Here is a 25,068-nt window from a genome sequence, read left to right on the forward strand (position 1 = left end):
CAGTTCGTTGCGTACAGGGAATTGAGATCCCCGGTGGGAGAATAGTATGCCACGAGGTTCACTGCAAGACCGGCGGTGACATCGATCTTGTCAGCGCGATGATGCGCCGGCAGAGACCGAGGGGTCAGCGATGCGCGGCCAGGAGACGGCAATGCGATGCTGCCCCGGACCGACGGATCCGCCGCTGAAGGGGCGCCCATCTAGTTCGACGATCGATCGCCCCGTGACCGGGAGGTCCATGGTGGCATCCGCGCCGAACGGGACGAGCAGCGAGATATCCATGTGGGAGCCAGTCACACGCCAGTCGATGGACGCTGGGCCGAGCCTCGTACTGATGCTGGCGGCCGCCCAGGGGATCTCCGTGGATGGCCGAGGCGCAACGAGGATTCGGCGATACCCCGGGCGGTCCCTCGTCGGGGCGATGCCTGCGACATACCGATACATCCAATCGACGACGGCACCGTATGCGTAGTGATTGAAAGAGAGCATGCTCGGGCTGCCTTCCGTTGCCAAGGCGCCGGAGTTGATGCTCCCATCCGGCGCGAGGGCGTCCCAGCGTTCCCACACGCTCGTTGCACCCATCGTCACCTGATACAACCACGATGGCGGTTCGAGGCGCAGAAGCATGAGGTACGCCTCGTCGAAGTGATTCGAATGGGCAAGAGCGTGGAGGATGAGCGGCGTTCCCAGGAACCCGGTAGTGATGCGCCCGCGCTCGCGGCGGACGTTGCGGGCGAGCCGGTCTCCGATACGCGTGCGAGCGGACTCTGGCGCGATCTGGAACTCGAGGGCGATTGCGGCGCCGGTCCCGGTTTCTGCGGCCTGAGATCCCCAGCGATTCCACGTGGCTCTCGCGACCCGCTCCGAGATCTGCGCTGCTCGTTCTGCATTGCCGGAATCCCCGACGAGCCGCTCGGCATCGGCCAGCAGCCGGGCACTGTGTGCGAAGAAGGCGTTCGCCACGTAATCAGCGGAGACCTTCGCCTTCCACGGCTCACCGGCGGGCGCATCGGGGTCGAGCCAGTCGCCGAACTGGAACTCCGTGGGCAGGAGGCCGCCGACCGAGCGTTGCTCAAGGCTTTGAACCCACCTGCGCATGCTATCCAACTGGCGGATCAGGACCTCATCGCTGCCGTACGACTCGTACACCGCCCAGGGGGCGATCGTGGCCACATCTCCCCAGCCGGCACGCCCCATCGTCGTCCACTCGCCCACGGTCGAGGGGTCGGGCTCATTGAGAATGTTCGGCACGACGGAGGCGACAGAGCCATCAGCGTCCTGATCGAGCTCGACATCACGTAACCAGGACATCCAGAATGATTCGACGTCGAAGAGCGTCGACGCCGTCGCCGCGAAGGCCTGCGCGTCTCCCGTCCATCCCAGCCGCTCGTCGCGTTGCGGGCAGTCGGTCGGCAGCGACACGAAGTTGTCCCGCTGGGACCATGCAACGTTGGAGTGCAACTGCTCGAGGCGCGGATCTGCCGCGGAGAAGGTCGATCGCGGCAGATCCGCGCTTGACACCGCAACCGCCGTCGCCGAGACGACAGCGGCACCCGTCACCTCAGCGAACTGGAAACCGTGGAACGTGAACGTCGGTTCCAATGTTGTGAAGCCATCATGGGCGAGTATGTAACTATCCGTCGCCCGCGCGGTCCGCAGGGATGCGGTGTGAATCGACCCATCGGACTCGAGAACCTCGGCATGGCGCACGGTGACGCGCGCTCCCGCCTTCCCTTCGACGACGAGCCGGAGCCAGCCGGCAATATTCTGCCCGGTGTCGATGAGTGTATGAGCGCCGCGCGCCTTCCGCGTCGCGGCCCATTCGCCGACGGTACGCACGCCGGTGGTGATGCGCGGCTCGACCGCGCCCATGTTGACTGCGACCTCCTCTGCCGCCGTCCAGGTCGAGTCATCGAACCCCGGCGCGTCCCATCCGGTGGGGTCCTGCTGCAAGTCGACCTCCACACCGTCATACAAGCTCGCGGATCGGATGGCTCCGGTCGATGTCACCCACTCGGTGGAAGTCGCGACTCGCACCCGTGTGCCGTCGAGGCACTCGACCTCGAGCTGCACGAGAGCGGCGAGTTCAGCGCCGTACTGCTCGGTACCGTTCTCCCATCCCAGACGGCCTCTGTACCAGCCGTCGCCGAGCAAGACGGCGATCGCATTCTCGCCTGATTCGAGCAGGTCGGTGACATCCCAGGTGCCGAGAACGAGGCGCTTCCGATAGTTGGTCCAGCCGGGGGCAAGATGCTCATCGGTCGCTCGACGACCGTTGATCCGCAGCTCGCCGACACCCCAGAACGTAGCGCGGAGACGGGCACTCAACGGCGCTGCGGGGAGAGTGAAGCTGCGACGAAGCAGCATCACTGGCCCCTCGGTTGGTTCGGAACCGCCGATCGGGACGGCATCGAGCGCACTCAGGTCCACGGCCGCCTCGACGACAACGTCGTCGCTCCATCGTGACCAGCCCTGGGCCGTGGCGAACCGCACCGCATATCGGCGCCGTTCTCCGGGGCCGAGGTCGGGGCCGGGCGCCATGATGCCGATAGACGCGTCGGACGCAATGGGGGGCGTCACGGCGCTGACCTGGCTCCCCCAACGTATTTGATACGCGACTTGGGCCGTGTCCGCTGCCGCCCGCCAGCTAAGGCGCAGCCCCGAGCGTGGCACGCCGAGCAATCCGTCTGGGTACTGAGTTCGGACATCGATTACCCGCGCGCTGGCGTCGTGCAACGTGAGTGCCGGGAGCTGGGGTGGCATGTCTTCCTCCAAGTCGACCTTCATCATTGAAGCGTTTCAAACGCTACTTCAATCTGGGGTATGGTTTCCAAAACATCTCGGAGAGGCCAGTATGCGGTTGATGCGTATCGGAGCGGTGGGAGCGGAAAAGCCGTCAGTGCTCCTCGACGCCGACAACTATGTTGATCTGTCGGATCTCGTGCATGACTTCGACGAGGAGTTCTTCGGCTCCGGCGGAGTCTCAAGGATCACCCCCATTGTTGCTGAGCGAGCACGAGCCGGTGCGGTCAATTCGCTGGGCTCTCAACGCATCGGCGCGCCGATCGCACGTCCTCATCAGATAATCTGCGTCGGGCTCAACTTCGCCGATCACGCTGCGGAGTCCGGTCAGGCGGTCCCAGAGGAGCCGATCCTGTTCTCTAAGTCCCCGAACACGATCGTCGGCCCGAACGACGACGTGCGGTTGCCCCGCGGCTCGACCAAAGCCGACTGGGAGGTGGAACTCGGTATCGTGATCGGATCGCGTGCCAGCTACCTCGACGACCCGGCGCAAGTCCGCGACCACATCGCCGGCTACATGCTCGTCAACGATATCAGCGAGAGAGCTTTCCAGCTCGAGCGCGGCGGTCAGTGGCTCAAGGGAAAGTCCGCAGAGACCTTCAATCCCGCCGGCCCCTGGCTTGCCACCCCGGATGAGTTCGAGAACATCCTCAGTCTCGATATGTGGCTCGATGTCAACGGCATCCGGCGTCAAGTCGGGTCCACAGCGACGATGATCTTCGATCCTTACGTCATCGTTCACTATGTCAGCCAATTCCTCGTGCTCGAGCCGGGAGACCTCATCAATACCGGTACGCCTCCTGGCGTCGGGCTCGGATTCGACCCCGCCGATCTGGTTGCGCCCGGGCGACGTCATGGAACTGGGCATAACAGGGCTGGGCACGCAGCGGCAAGCAGTCACCGCGTGGTCTCCTGCCGCGCGATCGGAGAGGCGCGCGTGACCCGCGCTCTCATCACGGGTGCAGGCAGGGGCCTGGGCGCGGCTGCAGCCGACCGCCTGGAACGTGACGGCATCGAAGTGATCCGCGTTGATATCGGCGGCGACGACGTCCTCGCACTCGATGTCACAGATGAGGAAGCCGTGTCACGCATGGCAGATCGCGTCGGCCCCGTAGACATCTTGATCAATTCGGCGGGCGTTGTGGGGCCGAACACTCCTCTACTGTCGACAACTGCGGACCAATGGCGCTCGGTTCTGGACGTGAACGTGCTCGGCACAGTGGCGACGATGAGAGCATTCATCCCTGCAATGGTCGAGCGCGGGTGGGGGCGCGTCGTCAATCTGGCGAGCATGGCGGGCAAAGACGGAAACCCCAACCTTTCGGTCTATTCGGCGTCGAAGGCGGCAGTGATCGCTCTGACCAAGTCGGCAGGCAAAGAGCTGGCCACGACCGGGGTGCTGGTCAATGCGGTCGCTCCCGCGGTGATCTCCACGCCGATGAATCAAGACACCGCTCCCGATGTACTCGCCCACATCACCAGCCTCATCCCGATGAAGCGGGTGGGCACGCCCGCGGAGGTCGCAGAATTGATCGCCTGGCTCTCGTCCGGGAACGTCAGCTTCTCAACCGGCGCCGTTTACGACATCAGCGGTGGACGAGCGACATACTGACCGATCCGGGATGGCCGCGACGACGTCGATCTCCACGAGGAACCCCGCCAGCTGTGAGCCGACAGTGGTGCGCACGGGAAACGGCTCGCAGAACGCTTCACGGTACGCGACGTTGAATTCGGCGAAGTCATCAAGGTCCGCAAGATGCACGGTGACCTTCACGCAGTCATCAAGCGAGAGCTGGCGTTCGGCGAGCACGGCGGCAATGTTGCGCAGCACCTGCCTGGTCTGATCGGTCACGGTTTCAGCGTAGGTGCCATCATCCGGGTCATGCGGACCGAATCCGGCTGTGTAGAAGAATCCGTTCGCCTCAATACCCTGGCTGTATGGCCCGGCGGGTCGAGGGGCGTTGGATGTCGTGAACGAACGTTTGGTCACTGTCTTCTCTCCTTAGGGTCCTGCGTCGTATGGTCCTGGGTCGATCGAGGGGGCGCCGCGTGAGGGGTGTCCCATCGAGGCGTGGGCGAGCGGCGTAGACCTCGCCCCGCAAGAGTGGAGGCGAGTTCCCCGTTCACGAGGACAGGCGTACCAGCCACGATCACGTCATCAATCCCGACGGCCTCGCCCAGCGGCCGGTCATAGGTAGCGGTGTCTGCCACTGCATCGGGGTCGACAACGGCAAGGTCAGCGATCCACCCTGGCGCGATATGCCCGCGCGCACCAAGCGAGAAGCGCGCAGCAGGAGTAGCGGCAAGGTGCCTGGCCGCGTCCGACCACGACCAGATCGCCTGGTCGACCACGAGGTCCCGAAGGAACTTGGCAAACGTTCCGCGAGCGCGCGGATGCGGGTGGGCTCCCACGAAGATCCCATCGGATCCGCCCATATGGCGTGAATCTGCGAAGATTCGCGCCAGCTCCGAGACAGTGCGCGGATGGCGCACGGCCATGACGACGTTGACGCGCAGAGCGGACGCGATCAGCACGTCGAACGCGAGATCTGCTGCATCACACCCGGCACTCGCCGCAGCCTGTGCGACGGTGAGTCCATGCGCCCAACCGAAAGAAGGCGCCGCAATGTGCGCGAACGAGACCATGTCCGGCCACTCCGGACCGAGGCCGGGATTCTGCTCGATCTGCGGGATCCACTCCTGCCGAAGGCGTTCGCGATCGACCGGATCTGCCAGCGTCCGGATGACAGCGCCGGTCGGTTGTATCGACAACTCCGGCGGCAGGAGCAGCATGCTCAGCAGGCTGCATCCTCGCCCATACGGATAAGCGTCGAAGGTGGCGTCGATGCCCGCGCGCGCCAGTGCGTCGAGCTGGCCGATCAGAATTTCAGGTGGAGCGTGGAAGTGGGAAATGTGAACCCGGAGGTCCGCGTCCGCCTTTTCCCGCGTGAGCTCCGTGATCTCCGCGATCTCCGCGATCCCGGCGGCAGAGTTCGTCTCATAACCGCCTCGCATATGTGTGACATAGACGCCACCGGCGCGAGCAACAGGATCACACAACGCCGCGATCTCGTCTGCGGGCTGAAAGGACCCCGGCACGTAGTCAAGTCCCGTCGACAGCCCGACCGCGCCCTCGCGCATACCCATCCGCGTGAGTCGCATCATTCGGCGAAGCTGCGTGGGGTCCGCATGCTCTTGTGTGCGCCCGCACACCTCCCAGCGCACCGTTCCAGCGGGAACGAGGTAGGCGACGTTGAGCCGCGACGCGCCATCGACGGAAGCGAGGTAGCCGGCTACGCCGCCGCCTTCATAGCCAGAGTGCTCACCGTTAATCGCTGCGAAATACTCGGAGGAGAACGTACCGTCGCCGGGGGCGAACGAGACGCCGTCTTGTCCGGTGATGATGCTGGTCACGCCTTGCCGAAGCAGCGCACGCTGCACGGCAGCATCGACGAAACGCGCGTCTGCATGTGAGTGCGCGTCGACAAAGCCAGGCAGCACCAGGCGTCCACCGCACTCGATGACACGGTCTGTGCGTCTCGGGACAACAGCGCCGACCTTCGTCACAAGGCCGTTCGCCACCTCGACGTCAGCCTCACGCATGCCATCGGATGTCGCGATCGTGCCGCCGCGCAAGACCAATCGCGTCGGCGCGGTCACCTGTCGGGCCGTTTCACGCCGCCGCGGAGGCCGAACACCGATCGTATTGCTTCGAGATACGAGTGGCCGTGGGTGGTATCCGGAAGCAGCGCTGAGCCCTCGGTCCACTCGTTCCACGCGTTGACCGTGACGATCGGGCTCGGCGGATCGTGGCGAACGAGAAAGTCCCGCGCGGCTTCCAGCCCGTCGACGAACTCCTCGGGCGTGGCATCGAATATCGGGTTCCACGGGTACTCGTCGTGGACGTGCTGAACGGCTTGTTCCGTCCTCGGGCTGGGATCCCACCCGACGGTGACGTTGGGATAGAACGGCAACGAGAGCGTCGACGCATATCTCTCGTATTCATCGAAGGCGGCGGAACGGAGACGGTTGGTGTCTCCGATGGGGAATGGGTGCGTGCGGAGGTCATCGTGGTGAATCCAGATGTACGACGATGCCGATTGGAAGCGGAGCGCGGAAAGCAGCTGCTCCGGCGACTCCAGAGTGACGGCGCGCGGCAGAACCCCAAAACCCCAGACGACAGCATCGAGGTGCACTCCCGGGAAGCCGTGCTTCCGGGCGAGGGCTCGCAACCAGTCCAGCGCATCGACTGTCTCGTCGATTCCACCGAGGCCTTCGACCAACGATCCGATCTGATAGATGGACAACCACGGAGCGCCATCGACCGTCAAGTAGGAAGCGTGGGTGAAGTACTTCTCGACGACAGCATGCCCGAACCGTTCGAACTCCTCGCGGGTAAGTGCGCCCGTGCGTAGCGTACGGTGGTTCGCGCCGGGCCTCTCGGACGGGAAGATGTCGACGAGGTCGTGGTTCGCCCACATGAGGGCGAACTTGATATCCCCGATGTTCGTCGCCTGAAGCAGGCCATCATCGAGAGCGCGGGAAAGGTATGCGCCGTCCTCATACCAGTAGAAGTCAACCAGGAAGCCGTCGACGCCGTGCGCACTGGCCAGATCGATGTCGATCGCGGCCTCAACGGGGTCCGCTTCGTCGCGATAGCCGAGCGCCGGCTCGCGGGGCTGACGATGCCCATCGAACCTCGGCTGGGCGGCGCGCAGAAGATCCCATTCCGTCCATCCATCACCGAACCACACGCAATTGCGGCTATCTCGATGCCAGTTGGGGAAATAGTAGGCGAGTATCTGCGGTCTGGTCATGATGGCTCCGTTGGATCCTCGAACAGTGGAGGGGACCATACTCCAGCTGATCCCCTGTAGAGAATAGCAATTTGCGCCTCGCGAAGTTACTGTAATGATCGATGAGTGGAAAAGTTGAGGATCTATCCGCGTTCGACGTCGTAGTCTGCGGGGGCGGCCCGTCGGGCGTCGCCGCGGCCGTGGCTGCCGCACGGCTAGGGGCGCGAACCGCCTTGATCGAAGCGCAGGGGTGTCTGGGCGGTATCTGGACCGCAGGCAGTCTCAGCTGGATCATCGATGCAGCGGGGAAGGACGGCATCATGGCCGAGATCGTGGTGCGACTCGACAACCGTGAGGCGAGGGCCGGAGATCTCGACTCGGACTTCACCTACGAGGTCGAGGCGATGAAGCTCGTCCTCGAAACCATGTGCATCGACGCCGGCGTAGTGATCCAGTTCCACACGCGGGTCGTCGACGTTGTCGGCGGCTCTCGACTGAATGCCGTCGTCACGGAGTCAAAATCCGGACGCCAAGTCTGGGGCGCGGCAGCCTTCGTCGATGCCACCGGCGACGGCGACGTCGCCTCCCTCGCCGGATGCTCATATGAGCTCGGTCATCCGACAGACCGGCGGACTCAGCCGATGAGCCTCATGGCTCTGGTCGGCGGAGTGAGGTATCCAGAGATATCCGAGTTCGTCACGGGTGGTCACGCCTTCGCGGTCAGGAGCGACAGCGACCAGGACGCGCCGAAACGCAGGCTTCTTCACGCGATACGCAACGCGGGTGTCGAGCCGTCGTATAAGGGACCGACGCTATTTCGCGTCACCGATTCGCTCTTCGCGCTTATGGTGAATCATGAGTACGGTTTTTCGGCGCTCGATGCGGCCGACGTGACGGCGGCCACACTTCATGCTCGACGCGAGATCAACGATGTCGTCGACGCCCTGAAGACAACCACTCCCGCCTGGAGCGGAATCCGGCTGCTCTCCACGGCCGCGCATATCGGCATTCGGGAGGGGCGTCGGATTCTGGGGATCGATTATGTCACTCGCGAAGATGTCCGGCAGGGCCGCGTTCGGCCGGATGCGATATGCACCGTCCACTATGGATCTGACGTCCACGCGCTCACGCCGGCAGAGGGCGGATACCTGAGCCCGGAGGCGAGCGCCCTCGATCTGAGCCGGCACCCTTATGACATCCCATACGGAGCGATGGTTCCGCGAGACATCGATGGTCTACTGACGGCAGGGCGCTGCATCAGCGGCGACTTCTGGGCGCATTCGAGCTATCGGGTCACAGGGAATGCCGTCACGGTCGGCGAAGCCGCTGGCATCGCCGCGGCCGCGAGTGCCGAGATCGGCATCGCCCCCTCCGCCTTGCCCTGGAACGAGTTCCGGCGGGCTCGAGATGTTCTGCGTGCGCTAGCAATAGTCTGACCGCCACCGAACTGACCCCCAGGTGGCTGTTCCCTCATTGCCATCCGCACTGTATCCTCTGTAAGAGAACGTCTGTTCGCGAGTAGCGATCAGAAACCCAAAACGGTCGACACGCAGCGCTGCGGGTCACTTTCAGGAACCGGATGGAGATCGGATGTACAAGAAATCACGCAAGATCAGCGGACCCTCTTTGATCGCTGCGGGAACAGTGCTGGCGCTGTCTCTTGCCGGGTGCACGTCGCCCAGCAGTGGTGGAGGTGACGCGGGCGCGGACAAGGAGCTCGTCTTCGTCACCTTTACCGGTGGGGATGCGGGAGTGAAGTACGAGAACCTCATCGCCGCATTCGAGGAGGCCAATCCCGGCGTGAACGTCAAGCTCGAGGTGCTGGCAGGTGACGACACGTACAACTCGATCGTGACATCCCGAATGTCCTCCGGAACGTCCCCTGACATCTTCGAAGTGCTGAACAACGATGTGACGCCCTATGTCGAGGCCGACCTCCTCACGGACCTCAGCGAAGAATCATGGGTCGACGACCAGATCGACACCGTCCGCAATCTCGCTGATCTGTGGGACGGGAAGACCTTCTCATTCGTCCCCGAGGTCAACTCCGGAGGTGTCTTCTACAACGTCGAGATGTTCGACGAGGCAGGGATCGAAGTTCCGGAAACCTGGGACGAGTTCCTCGAGGTGGTGAAGGCCTTCCGGGCAGAGGGCATCACTCCGCTCTCGGTCGGAGGAAAGGACGGCTGGACACTCCAGACGCAATGGACTCAGATGATGCGGGCGTCCTCGAGCGCTGAGGAGGGTGCGCTTCTGACGTCGGGGAAAGTCAAGTACTCCGAAGCCAGTACCGCGGCGATCATTCCGGCATTCGCGGACCTTGTGGCAGCTGGTGGGTTCGAGCCGAACGCAACCGGGGTCGATTGGCCGTCCAGTGCCAATGACTTCGCGCTCGGCCGGACGGCGATGATGATTCAGGGTACCGTGGCCCTCCCCGCGATCCGCACAGCGGCGCCTGACGGAGACTTCGGCATGTTTCCCTTGCCGTTCGCCCCGGACGGAACCGATGCCCCCCTCGCACTTGCCCCGGCGGCGACACAGGCGATTCCCGCGAACGCACCACATCCGGAACTGGCCAAGAAGTTCATCGACTTCTGGGCCTCGGCCGAAGTGAACAGCGCGTACCTCAAGGACGCGGCGGCACTGGCGTCACTCCAGACGTCGACGTCGGGCAACCTCGACCCCGCTTTCGAAGAAATGAGTGAGCTGTTGTCCACCCGTGGCATCGACATCGCCGGATACGTCCGTCCGACGCCCGCGGTCGGTGCCGCGATCCAGGCAGGCATGCAGTCGCTCATAGTTGGTTCGGCCACCGTGGAGCAGGTTCTCGAGCAGATCGATGCCGCCCAGGCCGCCGGATAGCAGACACACTGCAGGTGGGTGGGCAGCGGGCCTCCGGGCTCGCGTCCACCACCTCGTTCACGGAACAGTGCGGAGGATTCTATGTCAACGTCAGTAAGCGCGCCTCCGCGGGCGCGAGATCGCGATCGGCGCCAGGTGAAGCGACGACCCCTGAACTCGAATCGGGTCCGGGCGATATTCGCGCTGCCTGCTGTGGTTTTGTTCACGGCGGTTGTCGTGCTGCCGATCCTGGCCAATCTGTTCTTCTCCTTCACCGACTGGAACGGCTTCTCGTCCACCTTCGACTTCGTGGGGTTCGATAATGTGCTCCGCGTGTTCAGCGATCCTGAGAACGGGCGTGCGGCACGCAACACGCTGTTGTTCGCCGTAGTCAACTCCGTGCTTCAGCTCAGTCTCGGACTCGCGCTCGCCCTGACGCTCTACGGGCCAGGCAAGCTGCGCTCGACGCTTCGTCTCGTGATCGTGCTTCCCATCGCCGTCAGCGGCGTCGTGCTCGGCTTTCTCGGCACCGTGATCTTCGATCCGCGCACTGGACTGCTGACTGCGGCGTCGAAAGCGCCGGGGCTGGGGTGGCTCGCACAGAACTGGCTAGGCGACCCGTCGCTCGCGATGGGGACGGTGATCTTCATGAACCTCTGGCAGTGGACCGGGTTCACGATGCTCATCTTCCTCGCCGGTCTGTCGATGGTGCCTGCGGAACTGCTGGAAGCCGCGACGATCGACGGAGCCGGAGCGTGGCGCCGTTTTGCGCACATCACCTGGCCGCTTCTCGCCCCGTCGGCCACGATCAACATCGTGCTGACCGCAATCGGCGGATTCAAAGTATTCGACGTCATCTATGTGCTCACGAAGGGTGGCCCTGGAGGTGCTACCGAGTCAATCGTGTCTCGGGCGGCAACGCAGGGCTCTTTCGGTCAGTTCGGTTACTCGGCCGCCACCAATCTCGTGCTGACGCTCGGAGTTCTCGTAGTGTCCGTCGTGCTTCTCGTGATTCTCAGGCGAAGGGAGCTCCGGGCATGACCGGTGCGTCGTTGAATTCCCGCAATCGTCGTCGGTTCGCAAGCGCGGGCCGACTCCTCCTTCCGACCGTGTGGGCGATCACGCTCGCCGTTCCCTTCTTCTACTTGGTGGTGATCTCGCTCCGCACTCGCCACGAGTTCGCGGTTGATCCTCTCGGGCTGACCGCGACACCGGCCTGGGCGAACTATGCGGAAGCCTGGAACCGCGGCGACTTCCTGAGCGCGTTCGTCAACAACGTGATCGTGTCGGTGGTGACCGTGCTGGGCGTTGTCGTCGTCGGATCTCTGGCGGGATACGCCATCGCACGTTGGCGGGGGCGGGGAGGGAACGTGATCTATGTCTTCTTCGTCTTCGGGCTCATCGTTCCCTTCCAGCTCGGGATTCCGATGCTCTATCGCATCTGGGCGCAGATCGGACTCGTGGACACCCTCGCCGGGGTCATCATCATCCACATCGCGACGAGTCTGCCGTTCGCAATATTCCTCTACGCCGGTTTTCTCCTCACGGTTCCCCACGAACTCGAAGAGTCGGCACGAGTCGATGGAGCGAGCGAAGCTCGCACCTTCGTCAGCATCGTGTTCCCGCTACTGCGTCCCGCTACCGCGACGGTGGTGATCATATCGAGTATCTCGGTGTGGAACGACCTGCTCGTCGCCCTGTTCTTCCTGCAGAGCGCAGAGAAGCAGACGCTGGGAAAAGCGACCATCGGACTCATGAATACGTTCAACAGCGATGTCCCCGTCGTGTTCGCTGCGGCGGTCATCACGGTGTTGCCCATCATCGTGCTCTTCATCTCGCTCCAGCGATTCTTCATCTCCGGGCTGACGCAAGGGGCGCTTCGCGGATGACCCCGACCGCACGACGGCAGGGGGAGTTCAGCGGTCAGACTGTTCTGATCACGGGCGCCGGCGGTGGCCTGGGGCGTGCACTCGTCGATCACTTCACGGAACGTGGCGCCACCGTTGTCGCCTGCGATCAGTCGCAGGCGGCGCTCCGCGGACTCGACGTGCATCGACGTGTTGCGTTTGACCTGCTCGATCGTGGCGCCACCGCAGCCGCCGCTGAGACGCTGCTAGTCGACGAGTCGCCCGACATCATCGTAAACAATGCCGGATGGACGCGCGCGGAGTCGCTGACCGCCTTGGACGCAGAGACGATCAGTATGGAGATCGATCTAAACGTCTCTAACGTCATGGTCTTCAACTCCGCGCTTCTGCGCGGGATGGTCAATCGACGTGCCGGTGTGCTGGTATTCGTCTCGTCTGTCAACGCGCTACAGCACTACGGCAACCCTGCATACTCTGCGGCGAAAGCAGGCATCGATGCGTTCATGCGCGGGGTGGCAGTCGAGTACGGCGCTTACGGCATCCGGGCCAATGCCGTGTGCCCCGGCTCGATTCGCACCCCAGCGTGGACTGATCGGATCGCTCGTGATCCGGCGGTGCTGGAGAAGCTGCAGCGGCTGTACCCGCTCAAGCGAATCGTGGAGCTCACCGAGGTCGCGGAGGCGGTGAGCTTTCTCGCGTCTCCGAGATCGAGCGGAATCACTGGCGTTGCGCTACCTGTCGACGCCGGACTCAGCGCGGGGAATATGGCCTTCATCGAAGAGATACTGCGGCACGAATCCCCCCGTCGGGAGCCACGCTGATCGGAGGAGTCTGCCTGTTACGTATTGTCCAGCATGTGCACGCCTGCCCAAGCTGCCGTGATTTTCTCGGCTGCGTGTCGCACTTGTTCAACGAAGAACTGTTCACCGAGTGAATCGAATCTCGTGAGCGGTATGCTGGCGCCGACGGCAGCTAGCAGCACGCCGCGGTTGTCGAAGACGGGGAATGCCACGCCGGCGCCGCCGGCGAAGCTCTCCTCACGACTGACGGCGAAACCGCGTTCCCTGGCGCGATCGACTTCTCTCCACAATTCAGCTTCATCAGTGATGGTCGCCGGGCCCACCGACGGCAAGCTTGTTTCAGCAACGATCTTCTTCGCTGCCGCCCGATCAAGGCTGGCAAGGAAGAGCTTCCCGCGCCCCGTGGAATGAAAAAGCCGCTCCGCACCCGGCCTCTCCTGCACGAGTACGTTGCCATGCCCTTCGAGCGCACAGATGTTCCAAATCCTCCTGTCTCGCATCACCGACAGATAAACACTCTCGCGCGTCTCCTCATTGAGAACTCGAAGAATGGGCATGGCGAGCGACGCGAGGGACCTCTCGTCGCCCATCTGCTGCGCCCAGACCAGGATCTTCGGACCGAGGAAGTAGTCTCCTCGCCGTTCGCGCTGGGAGACGAGCCCCCCGAGGGACAGGGATTTGAGGGCGCGGTGAGCTCCGGAGGAGCTCATTCCGACAGACTGGGCGATGCTGGCCAGGTCGAGTCCGCCTGGAGCCGCCGCGAGCTCGTCGAGTATGCGAATCGCGCGATCGAGAGCGCCTACCGTGCCCCGCTCGACCACAGTCGGATCGGTCATTTCGCGTCCCTTCGTCATCAGCGTGCGGCCCGATTCTGATCTCCGACACTACCTCAACGAGGCTCGGGATCAGACGAGATCTCTTGTGGCGGAGCATCAGAGCACGTATGCTCGCAATCGCGAGAAGCGAAGAGCTGTTTGCATAGAGAGAATGTAAACAGATCACTGACTATTGAGAGGGTGGCAACGATGCCTACACGACTCCATGCTCATGGGCCGAGAGCCCGCGCTCGGTGGCGGCTGACCGCCCTGGCATCGGCCATCGTCGTGGTCGTGAGCAGCCTCCTATCGACTGGCAGTGCCGTCGCGAGCCCACCGCTCAAACCGATGTCGGTGCAGCAGTGGCACGTCGCAGAGTACACGTTCGTGAGCGACGTGAACTACGCCGCACCGTTCACCGACGTCGAGGTCACCGCAACGTTCACTCACTCCTCGGATGGCCAGGTCATCAGCAGACCCGCGTTCTGGGACGGGGGGAAGAAGTGGAAGGTTCGGTTCGCACCTACCGAGTTGGGAGAGTGGACTTTTGTGACGTCGTCGAGCGACACAACGAACGCCGGCCTGCACCACCGCCAAGGGGTGATCCAGGTCTCGCCGAACACCAGCACCGAGGACATCTATCAGCACGGCTTTCTGCAGGTCGCCGACAGCGGCCGAGACCTCTCCTACGACGACGGTGTGCCGCTTCTTCTATCTGGATGACACCCACCGATTCCTCAGTCAAGAGCAGTGGGACGGAAGTGGGGTCGAAGGAGTCGAGTCCCAGTTCAAAGCGGTCATCGACAAGCGAGTCGAACAGGGCTATACGGCAATCCAGTCAGAACCAGACGGCCACCGCCTCTCTCTCTGCAACGCGGGGTGCACCCAGATCGATCTCAGTCTCGTCCAGGACTACGACCGCAAGGCGAAGTACATCGCGGGCAAAGGGCTCGTCCACAACATGGGGATCGGATCGTGGCACCACTCGGCGCAACTCACCGAGGAAGGCGCCCGGCGCCTTGCCCGTCTGTTCGTCGCGCGTTTCGGCGCATACCCTGTGACCTGGTTCACGGCGCAGGAAGTCGATCTTGCGCCTGCGGGCACGGAGTCGGTCTGGATGGCGGCAGCGGAAGAGATTGAGGCCACCGACGACTACGACCACCCGCAGTCTGTGCATCAGGCCGCCGGGGCGCCGAAATCTCCGTGGGTCGAACAGCCGTGGCATGACTTCACGATGATTCAAGGAGGGCACAATACCCTGCCGTCGCTCGCCCACTATCAGGAGTCCTGGGACTACGTACCGACCAAGCCATTCCTGGAAAGCGAACTCAACTACGAAGGAATGCGCCTCAGCATCGATGCGGCGATCGTGCGAAAGGGTGCGTACAAGGCGATTCTTGCGGGGAGCTCGGGCTATTCATACGGATCCCAAGGAATCTGGAACGTCAGCCTGGACGGATACGGCGAAGACGTCTCCTGGTGGGACGGCCTGCATCAAGCGGGCGGCGAGCAGATGGGCATTATGAAGCGAATCTTCACGTCTCTCGATTGGCCGCACCTCGAACCAAGGTTCACGGATCCGGCGTGGGTGGACTTCGCTCACGGAGGATCAAGCGCCGTGGCGTCCGACTCCAACGACACCTATGTGGGCTACTTCTACCATTCATCCCCTGAGACCGGGCTGCTCAGGCAGATGGATCCTGCCAGCGCATATCGTGCAACGTGGATCGATCCCACAACCGGAGACCGGACCGAGATCGCGACGGAAGTCACTCCGAGCGCGTCGGGCAGTTGGTGCATGCCGCTCAAGCCGACAGAGTCGGACTGGGTGCTGCTCGTCGAGAAGAACGGCGTCGCCACGACCGCGCCGGGAGCGGAACCGACGTGCGCAGGTACTGAAGATGACCAGCTGCCTGCGCCGGTGGGCGAATGGAAATTCGACGCGAGCAACGGCGATCAGGTCGACGACGCCTCTGGCAATGGGCACCCGGCCGTACTACACGACGGCGCCAGTGTCGTCGACAGCGGTATCTCAGGCAAAGCACTCAGCCTCGACGGGGTCAACGACTTCGCTGAGGTGGCGGACACTCCAGGTCTGGACGGGTTCGCCGAGTTCACGCTCTCCATCTGGGTGAACGTGAACGGCGCGCCCGGTGCAAACGTCACCCCCCTCGGTAAAGAAAGTTCGACAGGCGCGGGAGGAGGAGCAAGATTCTTGGTGCTCCCCTCGGGCGCTGGGCACTTCGTCGCTCAAACGACGAACACCGGGTGGTACTCCGGTGTGGCCAGCTTCAACCGCCCCCTCGTGCCAGGCACCTGGGAACACTTGGTTGCGGTATACGACGGTGCGCAATACCGGGCCTATCTCAATGGTGTGGAAACGGGCGCCAGCGGGATGATCAGCGGATCACTCAAAGACATCACCGACCCGTGGCGCTTCGGTCACAAGACGGCATCGAATCTCGCCTTCATGAACGGGCTGATCGACGAAGCCCAGATCTACGACAGCGCACTGTCGGATGGCCAGGTAATCGAACTGTACGAGAGCTACCGACTGCCGTAGGCATTGCGTGCTGCTCAACACGCAGCGGAGGCGCTCGGCTGACCGATAGCCTCCGCTGCGTCGAAAGCAGAGCTGCACTTGGAGAACACCCCGGCCCTCGTCTCCCTTCGTGGGGAAGGTGACGAGAGCCGAGGCCGAGGAGAAGCGGGGAGCGCTTCTCCGGGTGAGACTCCACCCCGGCGCAGATAGGGAGGATCGCGCCGGTGGAGTCCTACCGCTCACGTTGCCCGTGAACCCGGGGTGCTGGGGTCGAGCCGCCGACATCCGTACGTACCCCACCCAACACAATTATCGAGACCCATCCGCAGGGACGACACTCTCGAAAGTCACCCGATGGCGGTGACATTTGTCACCCCGTTCCACGCAATGGCGCGGCAGCATGAGGCACCCGACCGTCCGGTGTCGTAGTCTGCGACTGTCCGTTCGCGCAGCTCGATGAGGAGTAGGGAATGAGCCTCACACCATCCGCTCGGCGGGAAGGCGACCAGGCACTAGCCCGGCCGCTGATCGACAGGATCGAGAAGGCCGTCGATCCGTCATCATGGGATCCGGTCTCCCGAAGCATCGCCCGCACCGCCCTGCTTCTGGCACACGTCGAGATCCCCCTGACAGTCATCGGCCTGCTCGCATCGAGCGACACCCTCTTCGGTTTCCCCGAATCCCAGAACGGCCTGGCCGCGACCCTGCTCATCCTCTTCGGGGTCGTCAACCTCACCGCATCTCTCATCGCCGTGGGTGGGGAGGAGAAGAAGCGATCACTGCTGATCGTGTGCAGCCTGGCCGCCGGCCTCCCCTACCTCGTGATCTTCAGAGAGTGGGGCGGCCCGGTCTGGGAACTGCTGTTCTTCACCACCACACTGCTGCTGCGTCCGCGGTTGAACCGTTGGTTGCTCCCCTTCGTCCTGACCGCCATCCTCATCGACCTCTGGCTCACCCGCGGAGCGCTGCACGCCACCCGCACGGTCGTCCTGCTCCTGATCGCCGTCGGGGTCGGACTGTGCGTCGCGTGGGTGACCACGAGCTCGTCGCGAATGCGCGCTGCGGAGGCCATGCTGCTCCCCGCGGCCATTCAGGCCGAACGAATCCGCATCGCTCGCGACCTCCACGACACCCTCGGAACATCGCTGACCGCAGCGGCCACCAAGATCGCCTACGCTGATCTCCTCATCGATACCGACCCTGAGACCGCCCGTCGCGAGCTCACCGATCTGCACCGGCTCATCCGCACCGCGCTGAAAGACATGAGGACGACAGCACTCGAAGCGCGGCAGCCCGACCTCGCTCAGGAGCTCCGCGAGGCTGTCTCGCTCCTGAAATCCGTCGGACTCACTGTCCACGTGACCGGCGATGCCCGCTCCGTCGTCAGCCACGCACAGGCTGCCGCCGCATTCCTGATCCGTGAATCGTCGACCAACATCATCCGGCACACACGCGCCGAACTGGTTCACATCACGTTGGCGCCCGGAAGCGTCGGAATCTGGGACGACGGCACCCCTATCGAACACGACGACGCTCCAGGCACCGGGCTCATAGGACTGACCGAGCGCGTCGAGTCCTCCGGTGGAGCACTCGTGTTCGGCAGAAACGACGCCGGTGGTTTTCATATCGTCGCGTCATGGAAGCCACCGGCGTCGTGACAGAACGGTCGCACTGCGCCTAAGGCGCCGCTACAGCATCGAACGCAATGACCCCGCGATCACCGCGTGTGCCTGATTCGTCTGCGTCCTGCCGTGATCATCGCTCCCCCGAGCACGAGGAACGTGCCCATCATCACCGCATACCACGACAGCTCCCCACCGGTCTGTGCCAGAGGCGCATCGGTGGACGCCGGCGTCGGCGTCGGCGGTGCAGGGAGTACGTCGATGGTGTTCGTCAATCCGACGTGAACGACTGTTCCATCGGAGATCGTGATGATCGCCTGATCGAAGCTCGGCGGCGCCCAACTCGTACCGGGGACACCAGCGGGTGTTTCTTCCTCGAGCGTGACGATCGCTCCCGCCGGCAGCACGGGGCCGCTCACCGGCACCCCGTCGGCGTGGACGGTCAACGTCCCTTCTCCAGCTTCGTAGTAGTCGCCGGCCGGGTAGTTGTAATGCACGATGAACGCACGATCAGTCCCGATCAAGGAATGCCCGGAGCCGACGACATCCTTGATGATGTCGAACGTTCCCGTGCACGCTGAGACCTCTACCTCGCTGCTCGTGACCGTGTCGTCTCCCGGCAACGCCGTACCGTTCTGTGCGGTACTCGTCAGTGCAGCCTGAACGGTGGCGGTGCTGCCGGCCGAGGAATCGAGAGCGAGGGAGAGCGTCGCAGTCGACCCGGGTTCGATCCGCTCGATCGTCCACACGCCCGTGGCGGGGTCGAAGGTCCCGCCGTCACCGGCGTCGACACTTCTCACGGTCACTCCGGGCGGAATGCTGACGGACACGGTGACCGACGTCGCATCGACCGTTCGGGGATCGTTGGTCACGGAGATGTCGTAGCGGCCTCCCGGCGCGGGCACGCACACCGGATCGCCCACGGAGTCGATCGACAGCAGCGGTGAGATCTGCAATCCGACCTTGGCGGGTTCCACGGGAAGCAGCCATGAGCTGTTGTCAATCCGGAATGCAGCCACCGCGAAGCTGTTCCATGCCACCCCCTCTGCATTGTCCGGCGCCGTGATGGGCAGCTGGATGTTCTGGGTCTCGGCGACATCGAACACCTCCGCGCCGAAGTCGACGCGGATCGCTCTCACGGTACTGAGATCTGCTGGAAGAACAGTCGTCCAGTCATCGATGCACCCCGCGGGTGCTGATGCCCGAGGAGCCCCTGACTGCATGACCTCGCCCCGGCACGGATTCGACGACAGCGAGTACTGGATGGTCGCACCCGGCACCGCGGTCGTGACCGCGGATGCCAGCTGAGCCTGCCACATGGATCCCCGCGTCTGGCCCGCGGCCGGTCCCACGCCCGTGTCGCCGACGTAGGGAAGGATGTCGTAGGCGATGACATTCGAGATCGGCACGTTGCCGGTGTTCGTCACGTCCAGCCGGTACTCGGATGATTCCCCGGGAAGAGTCCGACCAACAGCCGGAGTCGCCTGGAAGACGGGATCAAGCGACCCCTTCACCCATTTCGTCCCCCCGACCGCCCCGGAGGCGACGACCGTGTACGGCGCCGACGTCGTGCAACCGAGCGCTGCGGAGTCGTCGAGACCGGACGTGTTCTCGGGGTCGGCGGTCGCGGGCGAGCGGGCATCCCCGCATTGATCGGGCTTCTTGTGATTCGCGATAGCCGCATCGAAGAACTGCGCCGTATTGAGTCGCTGACCCACCGGCGCGTTCGGCTGGACCTCGGCCTGGAAACTGAGCCGGAGGAAGCCGGTGTTCGGCGGGATGCCGGCGGAACCGGGCCAGCTGACCCGCAGCAGTTGCCTGCCTGTTCCATTGAAATCGTCGATGACCTCCACCTTCATCGCGCTCGTGGGCACTCCTGCCAGCACCGCGGCATCCGACTGCACGGCCAGCGACCCGGGGACGTAGCGCAGGTCGGCAGGAAGCAGATCCGTCACGACAGGGAACCAGTTCACGCTTCCCGCTAGGGCCTTGCCCTGGAACGAGAACGTCACCCGCCCGCTGATTCCCTGCACCGAGTTGCTGGAGTTCTTGAACACCTGATACGACGGCGCGCTCGGCGGCACCTTCACGTACCCGCAACGCGTCGCCACCGGCGCTGTGAGATCCAGGGCTGTGATCGTCGCCCCCGTGGCAGCGTCGGCCAATGACGCAGACGTGAAGCAGTTCTCGATGTACACGTCGTCACCACCGGTCGGCACACCCGACTGCTGATAGACGGCTCCGGTCGAGTCCGTCGGAAGCGTCGTCGAGACGGGAGGCGTGATCAAGAACCGGAGCGTGTCTCCCGCAGCGAGTTGCCCCGTCACGTGCAGCTGGGTCACCCATTCTCCTACAGGCAGAGACACCGTCCGGGCCGAGGATTCGCCCGCGGCACTTCCCGGCTGGTAGGTGATGACCCCTGTTCCACCGAGGTTCGTCACGTAGCTCACGTGCAGCGGTTCCGTCGACGTCAGAACCGTCCCGTTCGCCAGGGCGACCGACAGGGCGCCGGTGGCAGGCGTCGAACACGTTGTCGAACCGTCCGTTGGAGAGGACCACAGGCAGGGAAGCGGATCGACGATGTCGAGATTCAAGGCCGAGGAGCCGCTGTTCGCGGCAACGATCATCCACCCCGTCGACTGACCGCGTTGGGCCAGAAAGGGAGACGACAGAGGTGGCCTCTTCGCGATAGACCCGGCCCCGACCATGTGCTGAAGTCCGTGCGTGACAGCCGCGCCCGCTGAGTGCAATGTCTCGTCAGGGCGGAAGAGCGGATGCGCCGTCGCGGAGGCGGTGTTGGTCACGACCGATGCTGTCGTGAACGTCGACGACGGGTATCGCAACACGAGCTGGTACTCGGGCGGGGTTGCGAAACCGTATCCGAGCGGCCCCGGTGTTGACGGGTCAGACCAGGAAGGCCAGGTGACGAGCCGGGTCACGGGATCGAACACGCCGCCGCCAGTCGCCGACACGAACTCCGCTCCGTCGGGGATGTGATCGACGGTGACGACCTCCGTCACGCCCCACACACCCGTCGTGGGCGGACTCACGTTGGGAGGCCCCGCATGGCGGGTCTGGACGAAGTACGTCACCGGCGCATCCAAGGCAGGGGTGACGTTGGGATTCGACAGTCTCTTCGTCGTCACGATCGTCGGATCCGACGTCACAGTTGCCGACGTGGTGGCTGTCACGCTGATGCCTTCGACGGCGAAGGAGACGACCGGATTGATCGTGTCACCGTTCGGGGACCCCGCGTTCGGAGGCAGCACGCTGAACGTCATCTGCCCCGACGAACCAGCCGGAATCGGATCGCTGAGCACCCAGGTGATCACACCGTTCTGCACAGTCGGCGCCTGAGAGAACCCACCTGTCGACGGCGACGCGCTATAGAAAGCGGTCGCGACGTTGGCGTCCGGAGACAGGGTCGGCAGCGGGACTGTGATCCGTCCACCCGTGCACGCTGTGTCGACAGAACTGCAGGACCAGGAGATCTGGAAGGTCGCCGGAGTGCCAGCTGCGGCCGTCGGCGTCACGGCACTGACCGTCAGTCCCAACGACGGCGCGGCCCACGCCGGCTGCGCGACGAAGAGCCCGCTCGCGGCGACCGCCACGCCGAGTACCGCAGCGACCAAACGCCCCGCGAGCGTCCCCGTTCGGGTACGACGAATTGCCCCCATGAGATCCCCATTCCACAACGCCCGCGCGACATCTGTTCGCGCGAAACAACTCACGCGACGCTATCCGACGCAGAACGAGACCGACGTCTTCCCCGGAAGACCGATGACATTTGTCATGGCTCAAGAACAGTGATCGCACGCTATCGTCGCGAGAAGGGCAGACTGGCCGTACACGCCAGGGCGGATGCCCATCCCCACTGCCCCGGCACCTGTGCTGTGGGGCTATGGTTGGGCGCGGAGTGGAGAGGAGAGCCCCGTGGTACACGGCCCCGACCGGCCTCGGCCATCCGATATTGCGGACAATGTGATCCGGATCCTGATCGCGGACGACCAATCCCTTATCCGACAGTCGCTCGCCGCAGTGGTGAACCTGCAGCCGGACTTCCACGTCGTGGCCGAAGCGTCATCTGGCGCAGACGCGATCCGTCTCGCCGACGACACCCGGCCTGATGTCGCTCTCCTCGATGTCCACATGCCTGACATCGACGGGATCAGCACGGCGGAGGAGATCATCCGATCGGTCCCGGGCTGTCACGTCCTCATGCTGACTGCATTCGCCCGGCCCGGGTACCTCAGCCGAGCGATGAAGCTGGGCGCGTCCGGGTTCATCCTCAAAGACGTTCCTGCTGCAGAGCTCTTCAGCGCGATCCGCACCGTCAACCGCGGAGTCCGTGTCGTGGACCCCACTCTGGCGTCGGAGAGCCTCGCGAAAGGCGCGTCTCCCCTCACGATGAGAGAGACCCAGGTCCTCGCCGCCGTACTCGCCGAGGCGTCCACGACTGCGATCGCAGGATCGCTCCACCTCACCGAGGGCACCGTGCGCAATGTGATCTCCGAGGCGATGGCCAAACTCCACGCCTCACGCCGGTCCGATGCTGCACGCATCGCGGCACAGAACGGCTGGCTCGACGCCCTATGAAGAGATTCAGCTATCGGTACGGACTCAGGGGAACGCAGACAGATCTGACTTGAGGGCGCGAACGAGGCGATCGGCACGGCGGTCCATCAGACCGAAAGAACGGTTCGTGTTGTACGCGAAGCCGATCTGCTCGTCCGCGTCGGCGAACACGAGTTGCCCGAGCGCACCGTCATGCCCGAAGGAATGGCTTGACAGAAGAGGTCGGTCGACCGCCCGGCGGAGCATGAAGCCGGACGAGAACATCGCCGTGGGCGATGAGACCCCTCCCCAATGGGGCACGTCTGTCGGTGCGTCGAGGATGGTATCGACCGACTGATCGGACAAGAGTCGCACACCATCGATCTCTCCGACTGCAGCGGCGAACAGCCGAGCCAGCGAGGAGGTTGTGGCGACGACTCCCGCGGCTGGCAGTCCGGCCTTGATGACGTCGATGTCGTTGAAAGCCGCTTCCGGATTCCAGAGTGCGGTTCCCATCGTCACGGAGCGCATGACCTCGGGGCGGATGCGCATCTTGCGTACGTGCGCCAGCACCCGCAATGGGATCTTCGCAGGGTTCTCCCGGGGTGCTGGCCGGGTGACCGCCAGCCGATACGTCTCGCGCGCCGGCAGGCCCAGCCAGAGGTCCAAGCCGAGGGGCGCGCGGAGTTCGCTCTCGATGAGGATCCGAGGATGCTGTCCTGTTGCTCGTCGTAGGATCTCGCCGACCAGCCACCCCCAGGTGAGGGCGTGGTAGCCGAACTGCTGCCCACTGGGCCAGAGCGGTTCCTGATCCTCAAGGGCTCGAATGACGGGTTCCCAGGCGAGAAGGTCCGGAAGGGCGAGATCCGAGTGGAGCGAGATCAGGCCCGCACGGTGGTCGAGGACCTCGCGGATGGTGATGCTCTGCTTCCCGTTCCGCCCGAAGTCCGGCCAGACCGACATGACCGGAGCGTCGATCTCCATCTGGCCGGCGTCGACGAGTCGATGGATGAGAAGCGCGAGAACTCCCTTGCTGACGGAGAACGCGGTGGCAAGAGTGTCCCGTCGCCACGCACCGTCCTCCGTCGGTTGCGCGCTTCCGCTCATCAGGTCGACGACCTGCCGACCTCGATGGTAGATCGCGAGCGAATGCCCGGCCAGATGGTCCGCGCTGATCGCAGCGAACTCGTCGCGGACGCGTGAGAACGTCGTCTCGGCGTCACCGCGGATCATCATCGGGAGCACGCCGCCTCCCGTCGTCGACTTCGCCGCGGTGGGGACGGCTGCCCGTGCAGATCGCACCGGTCCAACAGAACGGCCGTCACGCGTCAGCCACGTCGGCCGACGAAGTGGTCCATCGTGCGGTTGACGCCGAGAGCGTTCATGATCGCGTCGAATCCGCGAACCGGGAACATTCGTCCGCTGGGCAGGAGCCGGACCGCTCCGGGCATGATCAGCTGCTCCTTGCCCCGGCTCACCGCTGTGAGGATCTTCTCCGCCACCACGTCTTCGTCGAGGATCGGAAGCAGGAACGGGTACTTCGTCTTGACCCCTTCGAACATGCCTGTGTTGACGTAGAACGGGCACACGATCAACGTGCGCACCGAGCTGCCCTCGGTGCGAAGCTCGGCACGCAGCGATTCGTTGAATCCGAACGCGGCGAACTTGCTCGCCGAGTAGTCGGTCTGCCGGGCGACCCCCACCAGCCCTGCCGCGCTGGCGACAGTGACGACGGTGCCGCGGTCGCGCTGCAGCATTCCCCCGAGAAAGGCGCGTGTCATCCAGTAGAGACTGAGCGTGTTCACGGCGAATGTGCGCTGGATCGCGTCGGGATCGGAATCGAGGAGCCGCTTGCCCGTGACGATCCCGGCGTTGTTGATGAGGATGTCGACTGTGCCCGTGTCGGCCGCCGCCGCGTCCACCGCCGCCCGGTCGGTGATGTCGATGGTTCGCACCTGCGCCTGCCCGCCGAACGATCGGATCTCGTCACGGACCTTGGTGCCGCGTTCCTCTGAGAGGTCCCAGATCGTGACGCGAGCGCCGCGCCGCGCCGCGCCGATCGCCATCAAACGACCGATACCGCTGCCGGCTCCGGTGATCAGCACGTGCGAGCCCGTGAATCGGACACGGTTGTTCATGTTCTCTCCTGTCGGTCAGAGCTTGTGGACGACCCGCCGCCGATAGGGCGCAACCGCACGCTCACGGCGCTCAGAGCCGATTCAGGGCATCTCGCAGCGCTGTGACGCGCTCGGGATCGCCCGCCCCAGCGGCGAAGGCGAGAACGCTGTCGACACTCATGCCGTATGCCATCTGAATCATGGGGTGCTCCGGCAGTTCAGGAAGCAGCTCATCGATGACTGCCCGCGCATCGGGCGCGTCCAGAAGCACGCGCAGCGGGGTGGTTGAAAGATCGTAGGTGGCCATGTGA

General features: G+C 64.0%; 19 protein-coding genes. 10 read left to right on the forward strand and 9 right to left on the reverse strand.

Annotation, left to right across the window (positions count from 1 at the left end):
- Positions 1–90 precede the first annotated feature (90 nt).
- The gene (locus tag QFZ53_RS02050; RefSeq protein WP_444916230.1) at positions 91–2,790 is read right to left on the reverse strand and encodes a family 78 glycoside hydrolase catalytic domain; all 2,700 of its coding nucleotides are present in this window, start codon (positions 2,788–2,790) and stop codon (positions 91–93) included.
- Between QFZ53_RS02050 and QFZ53_RS02055 the strand changes: the two genes are divergently transcribed.
- Positions 2,762–4,414: an SDR family oxidoreductase gene (locus tag QFZ53_RS02055; protein WP_307292990.1), complete on the forward strand. Its 1,653-nt coding sequence runs from the start codon at positions 2,762–2,764 to the stop codon at positions 4,412–4,414. The two genes, QFZ53_RS02050 and QFZ53_RS02055, sit on opposite strands and share 29 nt — an antisense overlap.
- On the opposite strand, the gene QFZ53_RS02060 is transcribed toward QFZ53_RS02055, so the two are convergent.
- The 3 genes from QFZ53_RS02060 to QFZ53_RS02070 are packed head-to-tail and all read right to left on the reverse strand — an operon-like array spanning position 4,367 to position 7,619.
- Positions 4,367–4,792, reverse strand: coding sequence for a RidA family protein (locus QFZ53_RS02060; RefSeq protein ID WP_307292992.1), 426 nt, complete (start codon positions 4,790–4,792; stop codon positions 4,367–4,369). The two genes, QFZ53_RS02055 and QFZ53_RS02060, sit on opposite strands and share 48 nt — an antisense overlap.
- Positions 4,789–6,462, reverse strand: a complete 1,674-nt coding sequence (locus QFZ53_RS02065; protein WP_307292994.1) for an N-acyl-D-amino-acid deacylase family protein — start codon at positions 6,460–6,462, stop codon at positions 4,789–4,791. The genes QFZ53_RS02060 and QFZ53_RS02065 overlap by 4 nt, the downstream gene beginning before the upstream one ends.
- Positions 6,459–7,619, reverse strand: coding sequence for a glycoside hydrolase family 99-like domain-containing protein (locus QFZ53_RS02070; RefSeq protein ID WP_307292995.1), 1,161 nt, complete (start codon positions 7,617–7,619; stop codon positions 6,459–6,461). Before QFZ53_RS02070 ends, QFZ53_RS02065 begins: the two co-directional genes overlap by 4 nt.
- A 101-nt stretch (positions 7,620–7,720) precedes the next feature.
- Here QFZ53_RS02070 and QFZ53_RS02075 point away from each other — a divergent pair, with 101 nt between their 5' ends.
- From QFZ53_RS02075 to QFZ53_RS02095, 5 genes are all read left to right on the forward strand, one after another.
- Positions 7,721–9,034 carry an FAD-dependent oxidoreductase gene (locus QFZ53_RS02075; protein WP_307292996.1) on the forward strand — a complete coding sequence of 438 codons (1,314 nt, stop codon included), beginning with the start codon at positions 7,721–7,723 and terminating at the stop codon, positions 9,032–9,034.
- A gap of 208 nt (positions 9,035–9,242) precedes the next feature.
- Positions 9,243–10,460 carry an ABC transporter substrate-binding protein gene (locus tag QFZ53_RS02080; protein WP_307292997.1) on the forward strand — a complete coding sequence of 406 codons (1,218 nt, stop codon included), beginning with the start codon at positions 9,243–9,245 and terminating at the stop codon, positions 10,458–10,460.
- A gap of 192 nt (positions 10,461–10,652) precedes the next feature.
- Positions 10,653–11,480 (forward strand): carbohydrate ABC transporter permease, encoded by an 828-nt coding sequence (locus QFZ53_RS02085; protein WP_307292998.1) that lies wholly within the window; start codon positions 10,653–10,655, stop codon positions 11,478–11,480.
- Positions 11,477–12,328, forward strand: a complete 852-nt coding sequence (locus tag QFZ53_RS02090; protein ID WP_307293000.1) for a carbohydrate ABC transporter permease — start codon at positions 11,477–11,479, stop codon at positions 12,326–12,328. Before QFZ53_RS02085 ends, QFZ53_RS02090 begins: the two co-directional genes overlap by 4 nt.
- Entirely contained in the window at positions 12,325–13,128 is an 804-nt protein-coding gene (locus QFZ53_RS02095) for an SDR family oxidoreductase (RefSeq protein WP_307293001.1), read from the forward strand. Before QFZ53_RS02090 ends, QFZ53_RS02095 begins: the two co-directional genes overlap by 4 nt.
- Before the next feature lie 17 nt (positions 13,129–13,145).
- Here QFZ53_RS02095 and QFZ53_RS02100 read toward each other — a convergent pair whose 3' ends face one another.
- Positions 13,146–13,943: an IclR family transcriptional regulator gene (locus QFZ53_RS02100; RefSeq protein WP_307293002.1), complete on the reverse strand. Its 798-nt coding sequence runs from the start codon at positions 13,941–13,943 to the stop codon at positions 13,146–13,148.
- 327 nt (positions 13,944–14,270) lie between these two features.
- On the opposite strand from QFZ53_RS02100, the gene QFZ53_RS02105 reads away from it, so the two are divergent.
- From QFZ53_RS02105 to QFZ53_RS02115, 3 genes are all read left to right on the forward strand, one after another.
- A complete protein-coding gene (locus QFZ53_RS02105; protein ID WP_307299336.1) occupies positions 14,271–14,645 on the forward strand; it encodes a DUF5060 domain-containing protein in 375 nt (124 codons plus the stop codon).
- Positions 14,620–16,485 carry an apiosidase-like domain-containing protein gene (locus QFZ53_RS02110; RefSeq protein ID WP_307293003.1) on the forward strand — a complete coding sequence of 622 codons (1,866 nt, stop codon included), beginning with the start codon at positions 14,620–14,622 and terminating at the stop codon, positions 16,483–16,485. Before QFZ53_RS02105 ends, QFZ53_RS02110 begins: the two co-directional genes overlap by 26 nt.
- A gap of 449 nt (positions 16,486–16,934) precedes the next feature.
- Positions 16,935–18,122: a sensor histidine kinase gene (locus tag QFZ53_RS02115; protein WP_307293005.1), complete on the forward strand. Its 1,188-nt coding sequence runs from the start codon at positions 16,935–16,937 to the stop codon at positions 18,120–18,122.
- A gap of 59 nt (positions 18,123–18,181) precedes the next feature.
- On the opposite strand, the gene QFZ53_RS02120 is transcribed toward QFZ53_RS02115, so the two are convergent.
- A complete protein-coding gene (locus tag QFZ53_RS02120) occupies positions 18,182–21,763 on the reverse strand; it encodes a DUF5979 domain-containing protein (protein WP_307293007.1) in 3,582 nt (1,193 codons plus the stop codon).
- Between the two features lie 304 nt (positions 21,764–22,067).
- Here QFZ53_RS02120 and QFZ53_RS02125 point away from each other — a divergent pair, with 304 nt between their 5' ends.
- Complete coding sequence (locus QFZ53_RS02125) at positions 22,068–22,682, forward strand: response regulator transcription factor (RefSeq protein ID WP_307293009.1); 615 nt, start codon at positions 22,068–22,070, stop codon at positions 22,680–22,682.
- A 24-nt stretch (positions 22,683–22,706) separates the two neighbouring features.
- Here QFZ53_RS02125 and QFZ53_RS02130 read toward each other — a convergent pair whose 3' ends face one another.
- The 3 genes from QFZ53_RS02130 to QFZ53_RS02140 form a co-directional block, all read right to left on the reverse strand.
- Positions 22,707–23,942: a serine hydrolase domain-containing protein gene (locus QFZ53_RS02130; protein ID WP_307293011.1), complete on the reverse strand. Its 1,236-nt coding sequence runs from the start codon at positions 23,940–23,942 to the stop codon at positions 22,707–22,709.
- A 26-nt stretch (positions 23,943–23,968) separates the two neighbouring features.
- Positions 23,969–24,778, reverse strand: coding sequence for an SDR family oxidoreductase (locus QFZ53_RS02135; RefSeq protein WP_307293013.1), 810 nt, complete (start codon positions 24,776–24,778; stop codon positions 23,969–23,971).
- 70 nt (positions 24,779–24,848) lie between these two features.
- Complete coding sequence (locus tag QFZ53_RS02140) at positions 24,849–25,064, reverse strand: hypothetical protein (protein ID WP_307293014.1); 216 nt, start codon at positions 25,062–25,064, stop codon at positions 24,849–24,851.
- Positions 25,065–25,068 lie beyond the last annotated feature (4 nt).

This window comes from Microbacterium natoriense (assembly GCF_030816295.1).
Classification (GTDB): Bacteria; Actinomycetota; Actinomycetes; order Actinomycetales; family Microbacteriaceae; genus Microbacterium; species Microbacterium natoriense_A.